Below are 22,372 nucleotides of genomic sequence, written 5' to 3'. Positions count from 1 at the left end.
TGTGGGTCTCGTGTCGTTCTTGGAAAGAAGGGGCGGGGCTGGGCGCGGGCGTTCAGGACACCGCGTTCAATGCCGCCAGGCGCTGCTGGAGCTTCTCGGCCGTGGCCGGGGACACCGACTGGAAGCCGGGCAGCAGGAAGCCGCTGCGCGTCTTGACGATGCGGTCGGAGAGGTGGTCCAGCAGGAAGTCCGGCATCTCGCGGTAGACCGTCGGCAGGTGGAAGATGCCGTGGAAGCCGAAGGTCGGGTAGGGCACCGCGGGGAATTCGACCGAGAAGTGCGAGGCGATCGCCTTGGGCGCGAAGCGGCAGCCGGCGCGCTCCAGCGTCTCGCGCATCGTGCGGCAGATGTAGAGGTCCTCGGCCTCGGTCGGGTCCGGGTAGTCCAGCTGGGCGACCGCATGCACCAGCCGCCGGGAGCGCCACGAGAAGCCGCCGTTGCCGACCTCGTTGACCTCGTAGTTGGGCCAGGGCGCGCCGATGTAGTCGTAATGCAGGAAGTGCGGCGAAAACTGATCGGCGTTGAGCACGAAGCCGTCGTACTGGATCACCAGCACATGGTCGGCGCTGAGGTGCTTGGCCAGTTCGCGGGTGATCAGCAGGTTGTACTCGGCGATCGAGCGCAGCGTCGGCACCGGGATCACCGGCAGGCCGGGCCAGAGCTCCGGCTTGTCCGAATAGATCAGCACCTGGCTGAAGGGCAGGCCCTGCAGCTCCATCTGCCGCATGCTGTGCAGCAGCGCCTGGCGCGCCAGGACATGCAGGTCGGTGTCGACGATGGCGACGGCGATGCTGGGCTTGGCAGTGCTCATGTCACATCAGGTCCAGCAGCTGCTTCGTGACCGTACCCCAGGAGAAGCGCTGCGCCAGCCGCTGGCGGGCGGCCTCGCGGCGCGGCGCCGGCGTCAGGCGCTGCTCGACCACCTGCAGCATGGCCTCGCGCAGGTCGTCCAGGTCGGGCACGACGAAGGCGCCGACCGGCTGCGGCGCGTCGGCCGCGGTGCCGGGACGGCTGTGCAGGCGGTGGCAGAGCTCGGGCGGGGTGAAGTCGTCGGTGGCGCCGCCGCCGCTGACGATCACATGCGTGCCGCAGCCCATCGCCTCCAGCACCGGCAGGTTGAAGCCTTCGGCGCGGTAGGGGGAGACATAGGCGTCGGACAGCGCGTACAGCGAGCGCAGCTGCGGCAGGTTCAGGCTGGTCGACAGGATGGAGATGCCGTCGCGCACCTGCGGCGCGTTCAGCGCCGGCGCCCGCGTGGCCAGCTCGGCGAAGAGGCGCTCGACGCCGATGCCGTACAGCCCCTGGTGGTCCTTGAGGATCAGCCGCACCGGCAGGCCCTGCAGGCGCAGCTCGGCGAAGGCCAGCAGCAGCAGGTCGATGCCCTTGTTCCAGGTCGCCACGCCGACGTTGCTGAACACCGTTTCGTGCGGCTGCATGCCCAGCGCCGCGCGGGCAGCCTGGCGCTGCTCGGGCGTCATCGGGAAGAAGGTGTCGGTCTTGTAGCCGTGCGGCACGACCAGGACCTTGTCGGCCTCGAAGCCGTAGTCCACCAGCCGCGCCTTGGACCAGCGGGTCGGCGTGACGACGAAGTCGTCGCCCTGCGTCAGCGCGGCGGGCGGCATCTCGGGCGGGTCGAAGCTTTTGCCGGACAGGCCGAACTCGGTGACGACGAAGGTCGCGTTGCGGCGCGCGGCGGCCGGATCGCCCAGCCGCACCGGCGAGGCGATGCGCAGCCGCACATCCATCACCCGGTCGCCGGGGTCGGGCAGGGCGTCGATGATGGCGCGCTCCTCGGGCGCGAAGCCCGAGTCCAGCTTGCTCTTGTCCCAGTGCGGCATGAAGAAGGGCGCGTCCCGGTGGAACAGCTCGAACCGCGGGTCCTTCACCATCTCCAGGATCTGGTTCTGGTTGACCATCGCGATGGAGTGGTTCACCCCCCGCCAGCCCTCGATGCAGAGTGTCTTCATCCGGCCGATTGTGTCCCCTCGTCCCGGGGGGCATGCGCCGATAAGGGGGATGGCTCCGGCCCAGTCCCGCGCTCAGGGGTCAGAGCAGCGGGACCGCGCCGTCCTCTTCCAGCCGCCGGGCGGTGGCCTGCAGGGCCGCCATCGCGGCGTGGTGGACCGTGGCGGCGGTCTCGTCCGGCGCTGCCGCCGCCCCAGGCGCCGCTCCGGCCGCGGCGCCAGGGGCGACCGTCGCCGAGCTTGCCGCGGCGGCCGCCGCGGCCGTGTGCGCGGCGTCGGACAGCAGGGCGGTGGTGGACGCCGAGGGCGCCGCCAGCAGGTCCTCCGCGGCCAGGTGGGCCCGGGAGGCCGAGCCCGTGACCTCGGTCGCGGCGTCCGCCGTGCCGTCGCTGGCCTTGGCGAACCAGACGTCGCCCATCTGGTGGGTCACGCCGTCCGCGGTCTTGTAGCCCGAGATCAGGCCCACCAGGTTGCCGTGATCGACGGTCGCGCTCGAGCGGGCGGCCAGGTCCAGCTCGACGATGCCCAGCTCCGACAGCGACTTCAACTCGCCCGCGTCGGTCTTGCCGTTGCCATTGGCGTCGGCCCAGATCCGCAGCTGCGAGAAGGCGGCGTCCTGCGCATTGAGGACGTGATCCGCGTTGGCGTCGAGCGCCTGCATGGCCTCGTAGCCGTTGGCCGCGCGATGGCCGTTCGCCAGCAGGGTGCCGCTGCCGAAGAGCTCGCCGCCGGAGTCGATCTGGCCGTTGCCGTTCAGGTCGCGGGCCAGCAGCCCGTTGCCCTGCGCCATCCAGCCCCACTGCTGGGCATGGCCGGTGTTGTTCATGTCGAAGCTCACGCCCTGCGCCGCGGACACCGTGCCCAGCCCGTGGCCGTCCAGGTTCAGCAGGATGGGCGTGGCCAGGAACAGCGCGTCGAGCTGCGCGCCGCTCATCGCCTGCAGCGCCTCGGTGCTGAAGGCCAGCACCTGGTCCATGTTCAGCGCGGCCAGGTCGCGGGTCTCGAAGCCGACGATCGCGTCGGTGCCGATCGCATGGATCTGGTCCAGCGTCAGCGCCCGGGCCTGGTCGCGGCTCAGCGCGGCCAGATCCTCGCTGGACATCGCCGCGAAGCCCTCGGACGAGATCGCCGCCACCTGCTGGGAGCTCAGCGCGGCGACCTGGTGGCTGTCCAGCGCCGCGATCGCGTCCGAGTTCATCGCCGCGAGGGCCTCGGTGTGCAGGCCGCGCAGCGTCTGCGTCGACAGCCCGTGGACCTGGTCCGAACCGAGCGAGGCGAAGACCTCGGTCGACAGCGCGTTCAGCGTCGCCGTCCCCAGCGCCCGGAAGGCCGACGAGCTCAGCGCCGCGTAGTCCTCGGTGCCGAAGCCGGCCAGCTGCGCGGTCGTCATCTCGGCCAGCTGCAGGCTGGTCATGGCGTGGACCTGGTCGGTGGTCAGCCCGGCGAAGTCGCCGGCGTCCATCACCCGGATCGCGCGGCCGGGCAGCAGGGCCACGTCCTGCGCGTCCAGCGCGGCGATCTGGTCGCTGGTCCAGGCCAGCACCTGCACGTTGGTCAGGCCCAGGATCTGGGCCGTGCCCAGGGCCTGGATCTGCTCGGTGGTCATGGCCGCCGCCTGCTGGTAGCTCAGCGCGCCGACCTGGTCGGGCCGCAGCGCCGCCACCTGGTCGACGCTCAGCAGCGCGATCTGGTCGGAGCCCATCGCCTTGAGCGCCGTCGTGTGGAGCACCGCCAGGTCCTGGGTCTCCAGCGCCGCGAGCTGCGTGGCGCTGAGCGCCGCCAGCTGCGACGAGCGCAGCGCCGCGAACTGCAGCGTCGTCAGGGACGCCAGCGCGGTCGGATCCATGGCCGCGATCTGCAGCGAGTTCAGCGCCGCGATCTGCTTGACCGACAGCGCGCCGATCTGGTCCAGGTCGAGCGAGCCGAACTGGTCGCTGCTCATTCCCAGCAACGCCTGCGAGCCCAGGCTGGCCAGCTGCGCCGTGCCCAGCCGGTCGATCTGGTCGGCCGTCAGCCCCATCAGTTGCCTGGAGCTCAGCGCCGCGAGCTGCGCGTTGCTCAGCGAGGCGATGCTGTCGCCGTTCATCGCGGCGATCTGGGTCGAGCTGAATCCGGCGAGGGCGCGGGTGGTCAGGCCGACCACGTCCTGGAACTCCAGGTTGGCGATCTGGTCGGTGGACAGCGCCGCCAGCTGCCGGGACGAGAAGACCGAGAACTGCGCCGAATCCAGCGCGTTCAGGTCGACCTGTTCCAGCGCAGCCATCTGGGTCGTCGTGAGCGCGGCGACCTGGTTGGTGCGCAGCGCCGCGAACTGGTCGGGCACCAGGGCGTTCAGCTGCTCGGTCGTGAAGCCCTGCAGGGCCTGGACGCTCAGGCCGCGCACGCCGTCGGTGGACAGCGCGTCGATCTGGGCGGGCGTCAGCGCCGCGACCTGGCCGGTGCCCAGCAGCGCGGTCTGCGCGCTGCCGAAGGCGCCGACCTGCTCGCGGCTCAGCAGATGGATCTGCTCGGTGCTCAGCGCGCTCAGGTAGACCGGCTTGACGGCGGCGAGCAGCGCTGGATCGAGCGCGCCGATCTCGTCGGTCGAGATCGCCGCCAGCTGGAAGGAGGTCAGCGCGGCGAAATGGGTGCCCAGCGCATTGAGGCTGTCATGGTCCAGCGTGCGCACCTGCGCCGTGCTGAGCGCGGCGAGCTGACCGTCGCGCAGCGAGGCCAGGCCGGTCGGGCCGAGCGCGTCGAGCTGGTCGGCGCTCAGGCCACGGATCGCCAGCGTGCTGATGGCCTGCAGCGAGGCCGGGGCCAGCACCTGCAGCTGGGCCGGCGTCAGCGCCGCCACCTGCGCCGCGGTCATCGCGCCGGTCTGCCCGGTGCTGAAGGCGGCCACCAGGGTGACGTCCAGCGCCTGCACCTGCGCGCTGCTGAGCGAGCGGATCACCGTCGCGTTCAGCGCGCCGAAATCCTCCGGCTCCAGTTGCGCCACCTGGTCGGTCGTCAGGCCGCGGAACTGCGCCGAAGTGAGCGTCGCGAACTGCGCGGTGCTCAGCGCGTTCAGGTCCTCCGGGCTCATCGCCGCGAGCTGCGCCGTGCCCAGCGCGCGGATCTGGCCGCTGGTCAGCGCCTGCAGCTGGTCCGAGCTCAGCACGCCGAGCTGGTGGTCGGTCAGTGTCGCGATCACGCGGGTGGACAGCGCCTGGATCGCGCCGGTGCCCAGCGCGGCGAGCTGTTCGTCGCTCAGGTCGCGCAGCTGCGCCGTCGTCAGCGCGCCGGTCTGCGCGCCGCTCAGCACGGCCAGCTGCTCGGAGCTCAGCGAGGCCATCTGCGCCGGCGTGAGCCCGCGCAGCGTCGCGCTGCTCAGCGCGGCCAGGTCCTCGGTGCCCAGCGAGTGGAACTGCTCGGTCGTCAGCGACTGCAGCTGCTTGGAGCTCAGCGCGGCCAACTGCGCGGTCGACAGCGCGGCCAGGTCGTCGGTGTCCAGCGCGGCCAGCTGGCGCGTGGTCAGCATCGCGATCTGCAGCGTCTTGAGCGCGCCGAGCTGCTCGGCGCTCATCGCGCCCAGCACCTCCGGCTTCAGGCCGATCAACGCGCTGCTGCTGAGCAGGCGCAGCTCGTCGGTGCTGAAGGCGGGCAGCTGCTCGCTGCCCACGCCGATCAGTTGGGTCGAGGTCAGGCTCTGCACCTGGCGCGAGCTGAGCGCGTCGAACTGGTCGGACGACAGCGCGCCGAGCTGCGCCGAGTTCAGCGCGCGCAGGCCCTTGGTGCCGATGGCCGCCAGGTCCTCGCCCTCGAGCGCGGCCACCTGGGCCGTGCTCAGCGACTTGATCTGCAGCGTGTTGAGCGCGCCGGCCTGCTCGGTGGTCAGCGCCACCAGCGCGTCGGTGCCCAGCGTGCGGAACTGCTGGCTGGTCATCGCGGCGATCTGGCGGCTGTCCAGCGACTGCACCGCGTCCGAGGACAGCTGCGACACCGCGGCCGTGGTCAGCCCGCGGATCGCGCCGGTGCTCAGCGCCTGCAGCGCGTCGGTGCCGAGCGCGCTGAGCTGGTCGCCGCTCAGGCCGCGGGTCTGGTTGCCGCGCAGCGCGCCGATCTGGGCGGTGCTGAAGGCGTTGAGCTGGTCGACGCTGAGCGCGCCGATCTGCACCGTGTTGAGCACCTGCATCGAGGCGGTGCTGAACACGGCCACCTCCTCGGTGCTCAGCAGGCCGATCTGCGCGCTGCCCAGGCCGCGCACCTGCACCGAGGACAGCGCCGCGATCTGCGCGCTGTCGAGCGCGCTGAACTGGTCGCTGTCCATGCGGCGCAGCCGGTCCACCGTCAGCGCCGGGATCTGCGCGGTGGTCAGCGCATGGATCTGGTCGGTGGTCAGCGCGGCCAGCGAGGCGGTGGTCAGTGTCCGCAGCGCGCCGGTGTTGAGCGCCTGCACGTCCTGCAGCTCCAGCGCCGCGAGCTGGCCCGAGGCCAGATAGTTGAGCTGCCGCGCGGTCAGCGCATGCACCTGCAGCGTGGTCAGGCCCACCACCTGGGCGGCGCTCAGCATGGCCCACTCCGGCCCGGTCAGCGTGGCGAGCTGCGCGGTGGTGAGGGCTGCGATCTCCTCGGGAGTGAGCGATCCGACGTCGAAGGTGGCCATGGGGGTGGGAGGGGACTGCTGGAACCTGGCGGTCTGTCGTTTGCGGCCCACGCCGGCGGGGCGCGCGGGCGAGGGCCGCAAACGGCAAACCGGGGGCGCGAGGCCCCCGGTTCCGGACTGCCGCTTAGATCAGCGGAACAGCGCCGTTCTGGTCGTCGTCATGCAGCTTCTTGTAGGCCGCGCTGAGCACGTCGTGGTTGACCGCGTCGGTGGACGCCGCGGTGGTGGCCGCCGTGGCCGCCGTCGCGGTGTGCGCCGTCGCGCCGCCGAGCAGGTTGGCTTCCGGCTGGGCGAGCAGGTCGCCCAGCTGCGGCGCGGCTTCCCGCGTCGTGCCATGGACCTGCTGCGTCGCGCCGTCCTTGGTGAACCACACGTCGGACATCTCGCTCGTCGTGCCGTCCGCCTTGGTGTAGCTGGACACCAGGCCGATCAGGTTGCCGTGATCGACGTCCGTGCCCTTGGTCGCGCCCAGGTTCAGGTCGACGATGCCCAGATCGGTCAGCGACTTGAGTTCACCCGCGTCGGTCTTGCCGTCGTGGTTGGCGTCGACCCAGACCTGCAGGTGGCTGAAGTCCGCATCCTTGGCGTTGATGTGGCCGTCATGGTTGGCGTCCAGCGAGGCGAGGGCGGCGAAGCCGTCCAGGCCCTTGCGGCCGTTGACCGTGGTGCCCGAGCCGAAGAGCTCGGCGCCGCTGTCGATCGTGCCGTTGCCGTTGCGATCCATCACCAGCAGGCCGTCGTTGCCGCCGACCCAGCCCCACTTGTCGTTGTGACCGGTGGCGTTGAGGTCGAAGTGCACGCCGTCCTTGGCCGCCAGCGTCTGGATGCCGTTGCCGTCCAGGTCCAGCATGATCGGCGTGGCCATGAAGTGGGCGTTGATCTGCTCGTCGCTCCAGCCGGCCTTCTGGTCGGAGGTCATCGCCAGCACCTGCTCCATGCTCATGCTGGCCAGGTCCTGCGTGTCCCAGCCGATGAACTGGTCGGAGGTCATCGCCACGATCTGGTCGGTCGACAGGCCCTGGATCTGCACCGAGGTGAGCGCGTGGATGTCGCTCGAGTCCAGCGCCAGGATCTGGTCGGTCGTGAACGCATGCAGCTGCGACGAGGTCATCGTCCCGAAGTGCGTGCTGGTCAGCGCGCCGATGTCGTCCGTGGTGATGGCCGCGATCTGGTCCGTGCCCAGCGCGCGCAGTTGCGCGGTGCTGAATTCATGGACCTGGTCGCTGGTCAGCGCCGCGATCTGGTCGGTGCTGAAGGCGTGGATCGCCGCGGTGCTCAGCGCGTGGATGCCAGCGGTGGAGATCGAGGCGATGTCGGCCGTCTCGATGCCCGCCACCTGCGTCGCGCTCACCGCGCTCCACTGCTGCGAGGTCAGCGCATGGATCTGATCCGAGCTGAAGGCCTCGAAGTCCGCCGAGCCGAAGGCCACCAGGTTGCCGCTGGCGATCGCCGCCAGGTCCCCGGTGTCGATCGCCTGCACCTGGTCGGTGGTGAAGGCGCTCAGCTGGGCCGAGCTCATCGCCACGACCTGCGTCGAGGTCAGCGCCTGCACGTCGTCGGTGGCCAGCTGGCTCACCTGCAGCGTGCTCAGCGCGGCGACCTGCTGCGTGGTCAGCGCCGCGATCTGGTCGGAGCCCAGCGCTTCCAGTTGAGCGCTGTCCAGCGAACGGATCGCCAGCGTGCTCAGGCTGCGCAGGTCGGCCGACTCGAAGGCCGCCATCTGGTCGGTGGTCAGGCCGTCGACCTGGGCCGAGCTCAGGGCCGCCGCCTGCGACGAGCTCAGCGCCTGGATCGCGTCGGTGCTCAGGGCGCCGATCTGGGCCGAGCCCAGGGCCTGCAGCTGCGCCGAGCTCAGCGCGGCGACGTCGTCCGTCGTCATCGTCGAGATCTGCGTGGTCGTCAGGGCCTGCAGCTGGCTGTTGCCCAGCGCGCGGATCTGGCCGCTGGTCAGCGCGTTCAGGTCGTCGCTGCTCAGGTTGGCGATCTGCGCGGTCGTCAGCGCGGCGACCTGGACGGTCGTCAGCGCGGCGATCTGGTCGGAGCCCAGCGCCTCGATCTGGTCGGTGCCCAGGGCGCGCAGGGCGACCGTGGACAGCGAGCGCAGGTCACCGGTCTCCAGCGCGGCCATCTGGTCCGTCGTCAGGCCCTTGACCTGGGCCGAGCTCAGCGCGGCCACCTGGACCGAGCTCAGCGCGATCACCGCCTCGGTGCTCAGCGCGCCGATCTGGGCCGAGCTCAGCGCCTGGACCTGTTGCGAGCTCAGGGCCGCGACGTCGGCGCTCTCCATCGTGGAAACCTGCGTGGTCGTCAGCGCGGCGACCTGCTGCGTCGTCAGCGCGCGGACCTGGGCGCTGGTGAGCGCGTTCAGGTCGTCGCTGGCGAGCGTGCTCACCTGGCCGGTGGTCAGCGCGGCGACCTGCGTCGTCGTCAGCGAGGCGACCTGGTCGGAGCCCAGGGCGCCCAGCTGGTCGCTGGTCAGCGCACGCAGCGCCACCGTCGACAGGGCCTTCAGGTCACCCGATTCCAGGGCGGCCATCTGGTCCGTGGTCAGGCCGGCGACCTGCTTGCTGGTCAGCGCGGCGACCTGCGTCGAGCTCAGCGCCACGACCGCTTCGGTCGTCAGCGCGCCGACCTGGTCGGAGCTCAGCGCGGCGACCTGGTTGGTGGCCAGCGCGGCCACGTCGGCGGTCTCCATCGTGCCGACCTGCGCGGTGGTCAGCGCGGCCACCTGGGCGGTGCTCAGCGCCTTGACCTGCGCGCTGGTCAGCGCGTTGAGGTCGTCGCTGGTCAGGTTGGCGACCTGGCTGGTCGTCAGCGCGGCGACCTGCTGGGTCGTCAGCGCGGCGACCTGGTCGGAGCCCAGCGCTTCCAGTTCGGCCGAGCCCAGCGACGCGATCTGACCGGTGGTCAGGGCGCGCAGCTGGCCGGTCGTCAGCGCGGCGAAGTCGTCCGTCGCCAGCTGGCTGACCTGCGTGGTCGTCAGCGAGGCCACCTGCGCGGTGGTCAGCGCCTGGACCTGGTCGGAGCTCAGCGCTTCCAGCTGGTCGCTGCTGAGCGCTCGCAGGGCGAGCGTCGACAGCGACTTCAGGTCCCCGCTTTCGATCGCGGCCATCTGGTCGGTGGTCAGGCCGGCGACCTGCCTGCTGCTCAGCGCGGCGACCTGGGCGGAGCTCAGGGCGACCACGGCGTCGGTGCTCAGCGCGCCGACCTGGGCCGAGCTCAGCGCGGCGACCTGGTTGGTGGCCAGCGCCTGCACGTCGGCGGACTCCATCGCGGCGACCTGGGTGGTCGTCAGCGCGGCGATCTGCTGCGTGGACAGCGCCTTGATCTGGCCGCTGGTCAGCGCGTTCAGGTCATCGCTGGTCAGGTTGGCGACCTGGCCGGTCGTCAGCGCGGCGACCTGCTGGGTCGACAGCGCGGCGATCTGGTCGGAGCCCAGCGCTTCCAGCTGGGCCGAGGTCAGCGCCTGCAGGGCGTTGGTGGACAGGGCCTTCAGATCGCCCGTTTCCAGGGCGGCCATCTGGTCGGTGGTCAGGCCGGCGACCTGCTTGCTGTTCAGCGCGGCGACCTGGGCGGAGCTCAGGGCCACCACGGCGTCGGTGCTCAGCGCGCCGACCTGGGCCGAGCTCAGCGCGGCGACCTGCGCCGAGTTCAGCGCGGCGACGTCGTCGCTGGTCATCGTCGAGACCTGGGCGGTCGTCAGCGAGGCGACCTGCGCGGTCGACAGCGCCTTGATCTGCGCGCTGGTCAACGCGTTCAGGTCATCGCTGCTCAGGTTGCTGACCTGGGCGGTCGACAGCGCGGCGACCTGCTGGGTCGACAGCGCGGCGATCTGGTCCGAGCCCAGCGCGTCGAGCTGGTCGGTGCCCAGCGAACGCAGCGCGGCGGTCGACAGCGACTTGAGGTCGCCCGTCTCGATCGCGGCCATCTGGTCGGTCGTCAGGCCGGCGACCTGCTTGGTCGTCAGCGCGGCGACCTGCGCCGAGCCCAGCGCGACGATCGCGTCGGTGCTCAGGGCGCCGACCTGGGCCGAGCCCAGGGCCTGCACCTGCGCGGTGGTCAGCGCGGCGACGTCGTCGCTGGTCATGGTCGAGACCTGCGTGGTCGTCAGCGCGGCGACCTGCTGCGTGGTCAGCGCCTTGATCTGGCCGCTGGTCAACGCGTTGAGGTCATCGCTGGACAGGTTGCTGACCTGGCCGGTGGTCAGCGCGGCGACCTGCTGGGTCGACAGCGCGGCGATCTGGTCGGAGCCCAGCGCATCCAGCTGGTCGGTGCCCAGGGCGCGCAGCGCGACGCTGGACAGCGACTTGAGGTCGCCGGTCTCGATCGCGGCCATCTGGTCCGTCGTCAGGCCACCGACCTGCTTCGTGGTCAGCGCGGCGACCTGCGAGGAGGTCAGCGCGACGATGGCCTCGGTGCTCAGCGCGCCGACTTGCGACGAGCTTAGCGCGGCGATCTGGTTGGTGGCCAGCGCGGCCACGTCGGCCGTTTCCATCGTGTTGATCTGGCCGGTCGTCAGCGCGGCGACCTGCTGCGTGGTCAGCGCCTTGATCTGGGCGCTGGTCAACGCGTTCAGGTCATCGCTGGACAGGTTGCTGACCTGGGTCGTGGTCAGCGCGGCGACCTGCTGGGTCGTCAGCGCGGCGACCTGGTCGCTGTTCAGCGCGTCGAGCTGGGCGGTGCCGAGCGCGGCGACCTGGGCGGTGCCCAGGGCACGCAGCTGGCCGGAGGTCAGGGCGCCCACGTCATCGGTGGCGAGCTGGCTGACCTGCGCGGTCGTCAGCGCGGCGACCTGCTGGGTCGTCAGCGCCTGGACCTGGTCGGAGCTCAGCGCCTCGAGCTGGTCGCTGGTCAGGGCGCGCAGGGCGACCGTGGACAGCGCCCGCAGGTCGGCCGATTCCAGCGCGGCCATCTGGTCGGTGGTCAGGCCCGCGACCTGCTTGCTGCTCAGCGCGGCGACCTGGCCGGAGCTCAGGGCGATGATCGAGTCGGTGCTCAGCGCGCCGACCTGCGACGAGCTCAGCGCGGCGACCTGCTGGGTCGTCAGCGCCGCCACGTCGGCGGACTCCATGGTGTTGACCTGGCCGGTGGTCAGCGCGGCGACCTGCTGGGTCGACAGCGCCTTCACCTGCGCGCTGGTCAGCGCGTTGAGGTCGTCCGAGGACAGGTTGCTGACCTGGCCGGTCGTCAGCGCGGCGACCTGCTGGGTCGTCAGCGCGGCGACCTGGTCGGAGTTCAGCGCATCGAGCTGGTTGGTGCCCAGCGCCCGCACGGCGGTCGTGGACAGCGCCTTCAGGTCACCCGTTTCCAGGGCGGCCATCTGGTCGGTGGTCAGGCCCGCGACCTGCTTGCTGCTCAGCGCGGCGACCTGGTTGGAGGTCAGCGCGACCACCGATTCGGTGCTCAGCGCGCCGACCTGGGCCGAGCCCAGCGCGGCGACCTGCTGGGTGGACAGCGCCTGCACGTCGGCGCTTTCCATCGCGTTGACCTGGGCGGTCGTGAGGGCGGCGACCTGCGCGGTGCCCAGCGCCTTGATCTGGGCGCTGCCCAGGGCGTTGAGGTCGTCGCTGGTCAGGCCGGCGACCTGCGCGGTCGTCAGCGCGGCCACCTGGACGGTGCTCAGCGCGGCGACCTGGTCGGAGCCCAGCGCATTGAGCTGGTCGGTCGACAGGGCGCGCAGCGCGGCGCTGTTCAGCGCGCGCAGGTCACCGGTCTCGATGGCGGCCATCTGGTCGGTGGTCAGGCCCGCGACCTGCCTGGTCGTCAGCGCGCCGACCTGGGCGGAACCCAGCGCGACGATCGCTTCGGTGCTCAGCGCGCCGATCTGGGCCGAGCCCAGCGACTGCAGCTGCGCCGTGGTCAGCGCGGCGACGTCGTCGCTGGTCATGGTCGAGACCTGCGTGGTCGTCAGCGCGGCGACCTGCGCGGTCGACAGCGCCTTGATCTGGCCGCTGGTCAGCGCGTTCAGGTCGTCGGAGGACAGGTTGGCGACCTGGGCGGTCGACAGCGCGGCGACCTGCTGGGTCGACAGCGCGGCGATCTGGTCGGAGCCCAGCGCGTCCAGCTGGTCGGTGCCCAGCGCGCGCAGCGCGGCGGTGGACAGCGCCTTCAGGTCACCCGTTTCCAGGGCGGCCATCTGGTCGGTGGTCAGGCCGGCGACCTGCTTGGTCGTCAGCGCGCCCACCTGGGCGGAGGTCAGGGCGGCGACGTTCTCGGTCGACAGCGCGCCGACCTGGGCCGAGCCCAGCGCGGCGACCTGCTGGGTCGACAGCGCCTGCACGTCGGCCGATTCCATGCCGTTGATCTGGCCGGTGGTCAGCGCGGCGACCTGGGCGGTCGACAGCGCGCGGATCTGGGCCGAGCCCAGCGCGTTCAGGTCGTCGCTGGCCAGCGCCTGCACCTGCGCCGTCGTCAGCGCGGCGACCTGGGCGGTCGTCAGCGCGGCGATCTGGTCCGAGCTCAGGGCGTCGATCTGGCTGGTGGTCAGGGCGCGCAGCGCGTTGGTCGTCAGCGCGCGGACGTCCACCGTCTCGATGGCGCCGACCTGGTCGGTCGTCAGGCCGCCGACCTGCTTGGTCGACAGCGGCGCGACCTGCTGCGAGCTCAGCGCGGCGATGTTCTCGGTGGACAGGGCGCCGACCTGGTCGGAGCTCAGCGCGGCGATCTGCTGCGTGGACAGCGCCTGCACGTCGGCGCTTTCCATCGTGTTGACCTGGGCGGTCGTCAGCGCGGCGACCTGCTGCGTCGACAGGGCCTTGATCTGGCCGCTGGTCAGCGCGTTCAGGTCATCGCTGCTCAGGTTGCTGACCTGGGCGGTCGACAGCGCGGCGACCTGCTGGGTCGACAGCGCGGCCACCTGGTCGGAGCCCAGGGCGCCGAGCTGGTCGGTGGTCAGCGCGCGCACGGCGGCGGTGCCCAGCGCCTTCAGGTCGCCGGTCTCGATGGCGCCCATCTGGTCGGTGGTCAGGCCCGCGACCTGCTTGGTCGACAGCGCGCCGACCTGCGAGGAGGTCAGGGCGACGATGTTCTCGGTCGACAGCGCGGCGATCTGGTCGGAGCTCAGCGCGGCGATCTGGCCGGAGCTCAGCGCCTGCACGTCCTCGCTGGTCATGTTGGCGATCTGGGTGGTCGACAGCGCCGCGATCTGGGCGGTGCCCAGCGCGCGGATCTGCGCCGAGCCCAGCGCGTTCAGGTCGTCGCTGGACATGGCCTGGACCTGGCCGGTGGTCAGCGCGGCGACCTGGCCGGTCGTCAGCGCGGCGACCTGGGCCGAGCCCAGCGCGTCGAACTGGTCGGTGGTCAGCGAGCGGATCGCGGCGGTGGACATGGCGCGCAGGTCCTGCGTCTCGATCGCGCCCATCTGGTCGGTGGTCAGGCCCGCGATCTGGCGGGTCGACAGCGCGGCGACCTGGGTCGAGCTCAGCGCGGCGACGTTGTCCGTCGACAGCGCGCCGACCTGGGCCGAGCCCAGCGCGGCGACCTGCTGCGTGGTCAGCGCCTGCACGTCGGCGCTTTCCATGGTGTTGACCTGGGCGGTCGACAGCGCGGCGACCTGGGCGGTGCCCAGCGCGCGGATCTGGGCCGAGCCCAGCGCGTTCAGGTCATCGCTGGACATCGCCTGGACCTGGCCGGTGGTCAGCGCGGCGACCTGGCCGGTCGTCAGCGCGCCGACCTGGTCGGAGTTCAGCGCGTCGAACTGGTCGGTGGTGAGCGAGCGGATCGCGGCCGTGGACATGGCGCGCAGGTCGCCGGTCTCGATCGCGCCCATCTGGTCGGTCGTCAGACCCGCGATCTGGCGGGTCGACAGCGCGGCGACCTGCTGCGAGCTCAGCGCCGCGACGTTTTCCGTGGACAGCGCGCCGACCTGGGCCGAGCTCAGCGCCTGCACCTGCTGGGTGCTCAGCGCCTGGACGTCGGCGCTTTCCATGGTGTTGACCTGGGCGGTCGACAGCGCCGCGACCTGGGCGGTGCCCAGCGCGCGGATCTGGGCCGAGCCCAGCGCGTTCAGGTCGTCGCTGGCCATCGCCTGGACCTGGCCGGTGGTCAGCGCGGCGACCTGGCCAGTCGTCAGCGCGCCGACCTGGTCGGAGCTCAGCGCGTCGAACTGGTCGGTGGTCAGCGAGCGGATCGCGGTCGAGGACAGCGCGCGCAGGTCGCCGGTCTCGATGGCGGCGATCTGGTCGGTCGACAGACCGGCCAGCTGGCGGGAGGTGAGGGTGGCGACCTGGGCCGAGCTCAGCGCGACGATCGCGTCGGTGGACAGCGCGGCGATCTGGGCCGAGCTCAGCGCGGCGATCTGGGCGGTGGTGAAGGCCTGGACGTCGGCGGACTCCATGCCCTGGACCTGGTCGGTCGACAGCGCGGCGATCTGGGCGGTGCCCAGGGCGCGGATCTGGCTGCTGCTCAGCGCGTTCAGCTCATCGGTGGACAGCACGGCGACCTGGCCGGTCGTCAGCGCGCCGATCTGGCTGCTGGACATCGCGGCGACCTGGTCCGAGTTCAGCGCCTGGACCTGGTCGGTCGACAGCGCGCGCACGGTGGCGGTGGACAGCGCCTTCATGTCGTCGGAGCCGATCGCGGCCATCTGGTCGGTGGTCAGGCCCTTGACCTGGGTCGAGGTCAGCGCGCCGATCTGGCCGGAGCTCATCGCCTCGATGGAATCGGAGCTCAGCGCGCCGATCTGGGCGGAGCTCAGCGCGCGCACCTGCGCGGTGGACAGCGCCTGCACGTCGGCGCTGTCGACGCCGGCCAGCTGGTCGGTGGTCAGCGCGGCGATCTGCTGCGTGGTGATGGCGCGGATCTGGTTGGTGTCCAGCGCGGCGATTTCATCGCTGGCCAGCTGGCGGATCTGCTGGGTGGACAGCGCGTTGATCTGGGCGGTCGTCAGCGCGGCGACCTGGTCCGAGTTCAGCGCGGCGACCTGATCGGTGCCCAGCGCCTTGACGGCGGCGGTGCTCAGCGCATGGACGGCGTCGGAGCTCAGCGCGGCGGCCTGGTCGGAACTCAGCGCGGCGGTCTGGGTGCTGGTCAGCGCGGCGGCCTGGCCGGTGCCCAGAGCGGCGACGCCCTCGGTGGCGAGGGCGGCGACTTGCTGGGAGCTCAGGGCCTTGATCTGCTCGGTCTTGAGCGCCTGCAGGTCATCGGAGGCCAGGCTGTTGATCAGGCTGGTGGAGATGGCGGCCACCTGCTGGGTGCTCAGCGCCCGGATCTGGTCCGAGGCCAGCGCGTTCAGGTCGTCGGACTCCAGGTTGCGGACCTGCTGGGTGGTCATCGCGCCGACCTGGCGGGTGGTCATCGCGCCGAACTGGTCGGAGCCCAGCGCATTGAGCTGCGCGCTGGTGAAGGTCTGGACCGCGGCCGTCGACAGGGCGCGCAGGTCGTCCGACTCGATGGCGGCGATGTTGGTCGTCGTGAAGAACGACACCGCCCGGGTGCCGAGCGTCGCGAACTGCGAGGTCGTCAGCGCCTGGAACTGTTCGGTGGAAAACGCTGCCCAGTCTTCGCTGGTCAGGCGCGCCAGGGTCGTCGACGTGAGGGCGGCGATCTGGTCGGTCGTCAGGTTGGTAATCAGCGATGCCATCTTTGGAACTCCGTGAACCTATGGGGGCGGATGCGCCCATAGGCGCGAGGTGATTTGGGTCAGCTTTGGCACCCGACTTCCGGATGCCGTCATCCGGTTTTCGGACGCGGAATGACGAACTTGAGCTAGCCCAGAAATGTTATTTGCCCACCGCTTAACGTGAACGGAACAAAAGGGCCGGGAGTCGGCCTCAGTTCACGGTTACAGACGGCGCGTAAAGCCCGCGAACGCGGGGGAGGGGATGCTTGCCGCGGCAAGGTTTCCGGGGCCAATGAGCGAACGGTCGTTCACTTGTCGCGGCCGGGACATCCAATGGTGATCGGCACTTAGGCGCGACTCTGAAGCACGCGGAGCCCGGGTTTGCCGCGGTGGTGAGGCCGGCGTGAGCCTCTTGGATGGCTGCAACAAGATGTGAGTCGTGTGAACGAACACCGCTGCCGGGTGGGCCCGGGCGGGGGAGCCGAGGACGCGGAAGGTGTCGTCCGTGACAAGTTCACGGGTTTTCCGAGGGCCCGGAAAGGTGGTTTTCGGGGGTTATCTCAAATACACCGGGAATATCGCCGGTGAATTAATGCCGAGGGATTTTCACGGCGGCCCCGCGTTCGCGCGCGCGCCTAATCGGCAGCGCGGCCGGTGGCCTTGAGTCCATTGTCGAAGTGACACCGGACCAGCCGCGCCGCCCGGTCGGCATCGCGCTCGAGCAGCGCCGCCAGCATCTCCCGATGCTCCTGCAGCGACTCCTGGAGCCGCCCCTGCTTGAACAGCGAGTGGTGGCGGTTGAGCTTCATCACCCGGCGCAGGTCCGTGATGATCTGCATCCGCCAGCGGTTGCCGTCGATCTCGATGATGCGCAGGTGGAAGCGCTCGTTGGCGGCGAAGAAGTGCTCGCGGCCGGCCTCGCCAGCGGCCAGGCTTTCCTCGAGGGCCTGGTGCAGCTGGCGAAGTTCCGCCAGCTCCGGGTCGGTCGCCGTGCGGGCCACGACCGCGGCGGCGTCGCTCTCCAGCAGGGACAGCAGCTGGTAGGCCTCGCGCACGTCGCGCTCGGACATCTCGGTGACGTAGGCGCCGCGGCGCACCCGCATCGTGACCAGCCCTTCGGAGGCCAGCACCTTGAGCGCCTCGCGCATCGGGGTGCGGCTGATGCCGAGTTCGGCGCAGAGCTTGAGCTCGTCGATCCAGCTGCCGGGCTCGAGCTCCTTGGCGAAGATGCGCTGGCGCAGCCGCTCGGCGACCTCCTCATAAAGAGGAGCGCGGGGAGCGAGCGGTGCGGTGAGCGGGCCGTTGAGGGGCATGGCGCGGGAGTGTAGCGAATCCGAAATTCATAATTATGAATTCGCACCACGCTATGATCCGCCGCTTCCAGGAGTCCCCCATGTCGAACGAACACAAGGTCCCCTCCGCCGCGCCGTCCGCCACAAGCGGGACGAACACTCCCCCGGAGTTCGCGCCGGCGACGCTGGAGCAATGGCACAAGGCGGCGGCGAAGTCCGCGCCCGGCGGGGACCCCGCCACCCTGAACTGGCACACCCCCGAAGGGCTGGTGGTCAAGCCGCTCTACACCGCGGCCGACACCCGCGACCTGCCGCACGCGGACACGCTGCCCGGCTTCGAGCCCTTCCTGCGCGGCCCGCAGGCCACGATGTACGCGGTGCGGCCCTGGACCATCCGCCAGTACGCCGGCTTCTCGACCGCCGAGGAGAGCAACGCCTTCTACCGCAAGGCGCTGGCCGCCGGCGGGCAGGGCGTGTCGGTGGCCTTCGACCTGGCGACGCACCGCGGCTATGACTCCGACCATCCGCGCGTGACCGGCGACGTCGGCAAGGCCGGCGTGGCGATCGACTCGGTGGAGGACATGAAGATCCTGTTCGACGGCATCCCGCTGGACAAGGTCTCGGTCTCGATGACGATGAACGGGGCGGTGCTGCCGGTGCTGGCCGGCTATGTCGTCGCGGCGGAGGAGCAGGGCGTCGCGCAGGCCCAGCTCAGCGGCACCATCCAGAACGACATCCTCAAGGAGTTCATGGTCCGCAACACCTACATCTACCCGCCCGAGCCGTCGATGCGCATCATCGGCGACATCATCGAGTACACGGCCTCGCACATGCCGAAGTTCAACTCGATCTCGATCAGCGGGTACCACATGCAGGAGGCGGGCGCGAACCAGGCGCTGGAGCTGGCCTTCACGCTGGCCGACGGCAAGGAGTACGTCAAGACCGCGATCGCCAAGGGCATGGACGTGGACGACTTCGCCGGCCGGCTGTCCTTCTTCTGGGCGGTGGGGATGAACTTCTATCTGGAGATCGCCAAGATGCGGGCCGCGCGGCTGCTGTGGTGCCGGATCATGAAGGGCTTCGGCGCGAAGAACCCCAAGAGCCTGATGCTGCGCACGCACAGCCAGACCTCCGGGTGGAGCCTGACCGAGCAGGACCCCTACAACAACGTGGTGCGCACCACCATCGAGGCGATGGCGGCGGTGTTCGGCGGCACGCAGTCGTTGCACACGAACTCGCTGGACGAGGCCATCGCGCTGCCGACCGAGTTCAGCGCCCGCATCGCGCGCAACACGCAGCTGATCATCCAGGAGGAGACCCACATCACGAACGTGATCGACCCCTGGGCCGGCAGCTACATGATGGAGTCGCTGACCCAGGACATGGCCGACAAGGCCTGGGCGATCCTCGAGGAGGTCGACGCCATGGGCGGCATGACCAAGGCGGTGGACTCGGGCTGGGCCAAGCTCAAGATCGAGGCCAGCGCCGCGGAGAAGCAGGCGCGCATCGACAGCGGCAAGGACGTGATCGTCGGCGTCAACAAGTACCGGCTGGCCAAGGAGGATCCGGTCGAGATCCTCGAGGTCGACAACGTCAAGGTGCGCGACAGCCAGATCGCGCGCCTGCGGAAGATCAAGGCCACGCGCGACGGCGCGAAGGTGCAGGCCGCGCTGGCGGCGCTGACCGAGGCCGCGCGCTCGAGCACCGGCAACCTGCTGGACCTGAGCATCCAGGCGATCCGGCTGCGGGCGACGGTGGGCGAGGTCTCGGACGCGCTGGAGGCGGTCTTCGGCCGGCACCGCGCCGACACGCAGAAGGTCACCGGCGTCTACGCGGCGGCCTATGACTCGGCCGAAGGCTGGGCCAAGCTGCAGGACGAGATCGCCGCCTTCGCCGAGGAGCAGGGCCGCCGGCCGCGGGTGATGATCGCCAAGCTCGGCCAGGACGGGCATGACCGCGGCGCGAAGGTTGTCGCCACGGCCTACGCGGACCTGGGCTTCGACGTCGACATGGGGCCGCTGTTCCAGACGCCGGAGGAATGCGCGCGCCAGGCCATCGAGAACGACGTGCACGCCGTCGGCGTGTCGACGCTGGCGGCCGGCCACAAGACGCTGGTGCCGGCCATCATCCAGGCGCTCAAGGAGCAGGGCGGCGATGACATCGTCGTGTTCGTCGGCGGCGTGATCCCGGCGCAGGACTACGACTTCCTCTACGAGGCCGGCGTCAAGGGCATCTACGGGCCCGGCACGCCGATCCCGGCGAGCGCCAAGGACGTGCTCGAGCAGATCCGCAAGACGGTCGCGGCCTGAGCGGAGCGGATCGCGTGAACGCGCCGCTCCCTTCCGACCTCCCGGAGCACCCGCTGGCCGCGCCGCTGCTGGGCGAGCCCGGGCCGGCCCAGCGCCGCGCGATGGCCAAGGCCATCACGCTGCTGGAGTCGACCCGCGCCGACCACCGCGCGCAGGCCGACGCGCTGCTCACCGGGCTGCTGCCGCACACCGGGCGCTCGCTGCGGCTGGGCATCTCGGGTGTGCCGGGCGTGGGCAAGAGCACCTTCATCGAGGCGCTCGGCCTGGATCTGATCGCGCGCGGCCATCGCGTCGCGGTGCTGGCGGTGGATCCGTCGAGCACGGTGTCTGGCGGCTCCATCCTGGGCGACAAGACGCGCATGGAGCGGCTCTCGATGGACCCGCGCGCCTACATCCGGCCCAGTCCGTCCAGCGGTACGCTGGGCGGCGTCGCGGAGAAGACGCGCGAGGCGATGCTGGTCTGCGAGGCCGCCGGCCATGACATCGTGATCGTCGAGACGGTCGGCGTCGGCCAGAGCGAGACGGCGGTGGCGGGCATGACCGACATGTACTGCCTGCTGCAGCTGCCCAATGCCGGCGACGACCTTCAGGCGATCAAGAAGGGCGTGATGGAGCTGGCCGACCTGGTCGTGATCAACAAGGCGGACCTGGACGACGCCGCGGCGACGCGGGCGCAGGCGCAGATCACGTCCTCGCTGCGGCTGTACGGGCTGCATGGCCGGCCCGACCACGCCCATCACGACACGGCGATCTGGCATCCGCGGGTGATGCGGATGTCGGCGCTCAAGGGCGAGGGCGTCGACGCCTTCTGGCGCGCGGTGACCGAGTTCCAGGCGCTCCAGCAGGCCAACGGCGCTTTCGAGGAGAAACGCCAGCAGCAGGCGCTGGCGTGGATGTGGGAGCGCATCCAGTCGGGCCTGAAGCAGCAGTTCAAGGCGGCGCCCGCGGTGCGCGGCGCGCTCGAGGACATCACGGCGCGGGTGCTCGGCGGGCAGCTCGCGGCGTCGACGGCGGCGCGGGAGCTGCTGGCGAAGTTTTCCGGAGACAGGAATCCCGAGGATTCAAAGGACCAACGACATGCATGACATCCAACAGATGCTCGAGGACAAGCGCGAGCAGGCGCGCCAGGGCGGCGGCGAAAAGCGCATCGCGGCCCAGCACGCCAAGGGCAAGCTGACCGCTCGCGAACGGCTGGACCTGCTCTTCGACGACGGCACCTTCGAGGAATGGGACATGTTCGTCGAGCACCGCTGCGTCGACTTCGGCATGGCGGACAACAAGATCCCGGGCGACGGCGTCGTCATCGGCTACGGGATGATCAACGGCCGGCTGGCCTTCGCCTTCAGCCAGGACTTCACCGTCTTCGGCGGCGCGCTGTCCGAGGCGCATGCCGAGAAGATCTGCAAGGTGATGGACCAGGCGATGAAGGTCGGCGCGCCGGTGATCGGCCTGAACGACTCGGGCGGCGCGCGCATCCAGGAGGGCGTGGCCTCGCTGGGCGGTTATGCCGAGGTGTTCCAGCGCAACGTGATGGCGTCGGGCGTGATCCCGCAGATCAGCATGATCATGGGCCCCTGCGCCGGCGGCGCGGTGTACTCGCCGGCGATGACCGACTTCATCTTCATGGTGAAGGACAGCAGCTACATGTTCGTCACGGGCCCCGAGGTGGTGAAGACCGTGACGCACGAGGAGGTGACGGCCGAGGAACTGGGCGGCGCCTCGACGCACACGGCGCGCAGCGGCGTGGCGGACCTGGCCTTCGAGAACGACGTCGAAGCCATCCTGATGCTGCGGCGCTTCTTCAACTACCTGCCGCTGAACAACCGCGAGAAGGCCCCGTGCCGCCCCAGCGGCGATCCGGGCGCGCGGCTGGACCATTCGCTCGACACGCTGGTGCCGGACCACCCGAACAAGCCCTACGACATGAAGGAGCTGATCCTCAAGGTCGTGGACGACGGCGACTTCTTCGAGCTGCAGGCCGAGAACGCGAAGAACATCCTGACCGGCTTCGCCCGCATGGAGGGGCAGACGGTGGGCATCGTCGCCAACCAGCCGCTGGTGCTGGCGGGCTGCCTGGACATCAAGAGCAGCATCAAGGCGGCGCGTTTCGTGCGCTTCTGCGATGCGTTCAACATCCCGGTGATCACCTTCGTCGACGTGCCGGGCTTCATGCCGGGCACCTCGCAGGAGTACGGCGGCATCATCAAGCACGGCGCCAAGCTGCTCTACGCGTATGCGGAGTGCACGGTACCCAAGGTGACGGTGATCACGCGCAAGGCCTATGGCGGCGCGTATGACGTGATGAGCTCCAAGCACCTGCGCGGCGACGTCAACTTCGCCTGGCCCAATGCCGAGATCGCGGTGATGGGCGCCAAGGGCGCGGTGGAGATCATCTTCCGCGAGGACAAGAACGATCCGGCCAAGCTGGCCGCGCGCGAGGCCGAGTACAAGGCGCGCTTCGCCAACCCGTTCGTGGCCGGCGCGCGTGGTTTCATCGACGACGTCATCCAGCCGCACGAGACGCGCAAGCGCATCTGCCGCTCGCTGGTGATGCTCAAGGACAAGCAGCTCGAGAACCCGTGGCGCAAGCACGGGAACATCCCCCTCTGACCGGCGCGCAG

8 protein-coding genes are annotated in these 22,372 nt (G+C 70.4%); 3 read left to right on the top strand and 5 right to left on the bottom strand.

Annotated features, from left to right (window positions below; translation table 11 throughout):
- Positions 1-52: 52 nt before the first annotated feature.
- The 5 genes from FHT37_RS07485 to FHT37_RS07465 form a co-directional block, all read right to left on the bottom strand.
- Positions 53-811 (bottom strand): DUF5672 family protein, encoded by a 759-nt coding sequence (locus FHT37_RS07485; protein ID WP_183479893.1) that lies wholly within the window; start codon positions 809-811, stop codon positions 53-55.
- A gap of 1 nt (position 812) precedes the next feature.
- Positions 813-1,967, bottom strand: a complete 1,155-nt coding sequence (locus FHT37_RS07480) for a glycosyltransferase family 4 protein (RefSeq protein WP_183479892.1) — start codon at positions 1,965-1,967, stop codon at positions 813-815.
- A gap of 79 nt (positions 1,968-2,046) precedes the next feature.
- Positions 2,047-6,591 (bottom strand): heme utilization protein, encoded by a 4,545-nt coding sequence (locus FHT37_RS07475; protein WP_183479890.1) that lies wholly within the window; start codon positions 6,589-6,591, stop codon positions 2,047-2,049.
- Positions 6,592-6,715: 124 nt separating this feature from the next.
- On the bottom strand, positions 6,716-16,171 hold the full coding sequence (locus FHT37_RS07470; RefSeq protein WP_183479888.1) for a hypothetical protein: 9,456 nt from the start codon (positions 16,169-16,171) through the stop codon (positions 6,716-6,718).
- Positions 16,172-16,785: 614 nt separating this feature from the next.
- On the bottom strand, positions 16,786-17,463 hold the full coding sequence (locus tag FHT37_RS07465) for a GntR family transcriptional regulator (RefSeq protein WP_183479886.1): 678 nt from the start codon (positions 17,461-17,463) through the stop codon (positions 16,786-16,788).
- Between the two features lie 80 nt (positions 17,464-17,543).
- On the opposite strand from FHT37_RS07465, the gene scpA reads away from it, so the two are divergent.
- Genes scpA through FHT37_RS07450 form a run of 3 tightly spaced genes read left to right on the top strand, consistent with a single transcriptional unit; the run spans position 17,544 to position 22,361 of the window.
- Positions 17,544-19,751: a methylmalonyl-CoA mutase gene (gene scpA / locus FHT37_RS07460; protein WP_183479884.1), complete on the top strand. Its 2,208-nt coding sequence runs from the start codon at positions 17,544-17,546 to the stop codon at positions 19,749-19,751.
- Positions 19,752-19,804: 53 nt separating this feature from the next.
- Positions 19,805-20,836, top strand: coding sequence for a methylmalonyl Co-A mutase-associated GTPase MeaB (gene meaB / locus FHT37_RS07455; protein WP_255489591.1), 1,032 nt, complete (start codon positions 19,805-19,807; stop codon positions 20,834-20,836).
- Complete coding sequence (locus tag FHT37_RS07450; protein ID WP_183479882.1) at positions 20,829-22,361, top strand: acyl-CoA carboxylase subunit beta; 1,533 nt, start codon at positions 20,829-20,831, stop codon at positions 22,359-22,361. The genes meaB and FHT37_RS07450 overlap by 8 nt, the downstream gene beginning before the upstream one ends.
- Positions 22,362-22,372 lie beyond the last annotated feature (11 nt).

The sequence above is a fragment of the Mitsuaria sp. BK037 genome (assembly GCF_014193045.1).
Classification (GTDB): Bacteria; Pseudomonadota; Gammaproteobacteria; order Burkholderiales; family Burkholderiaceae_C; genus Roseateles.
This window is presented reverse-complemented; position numbering and strand designations above follow the sequence as displayed.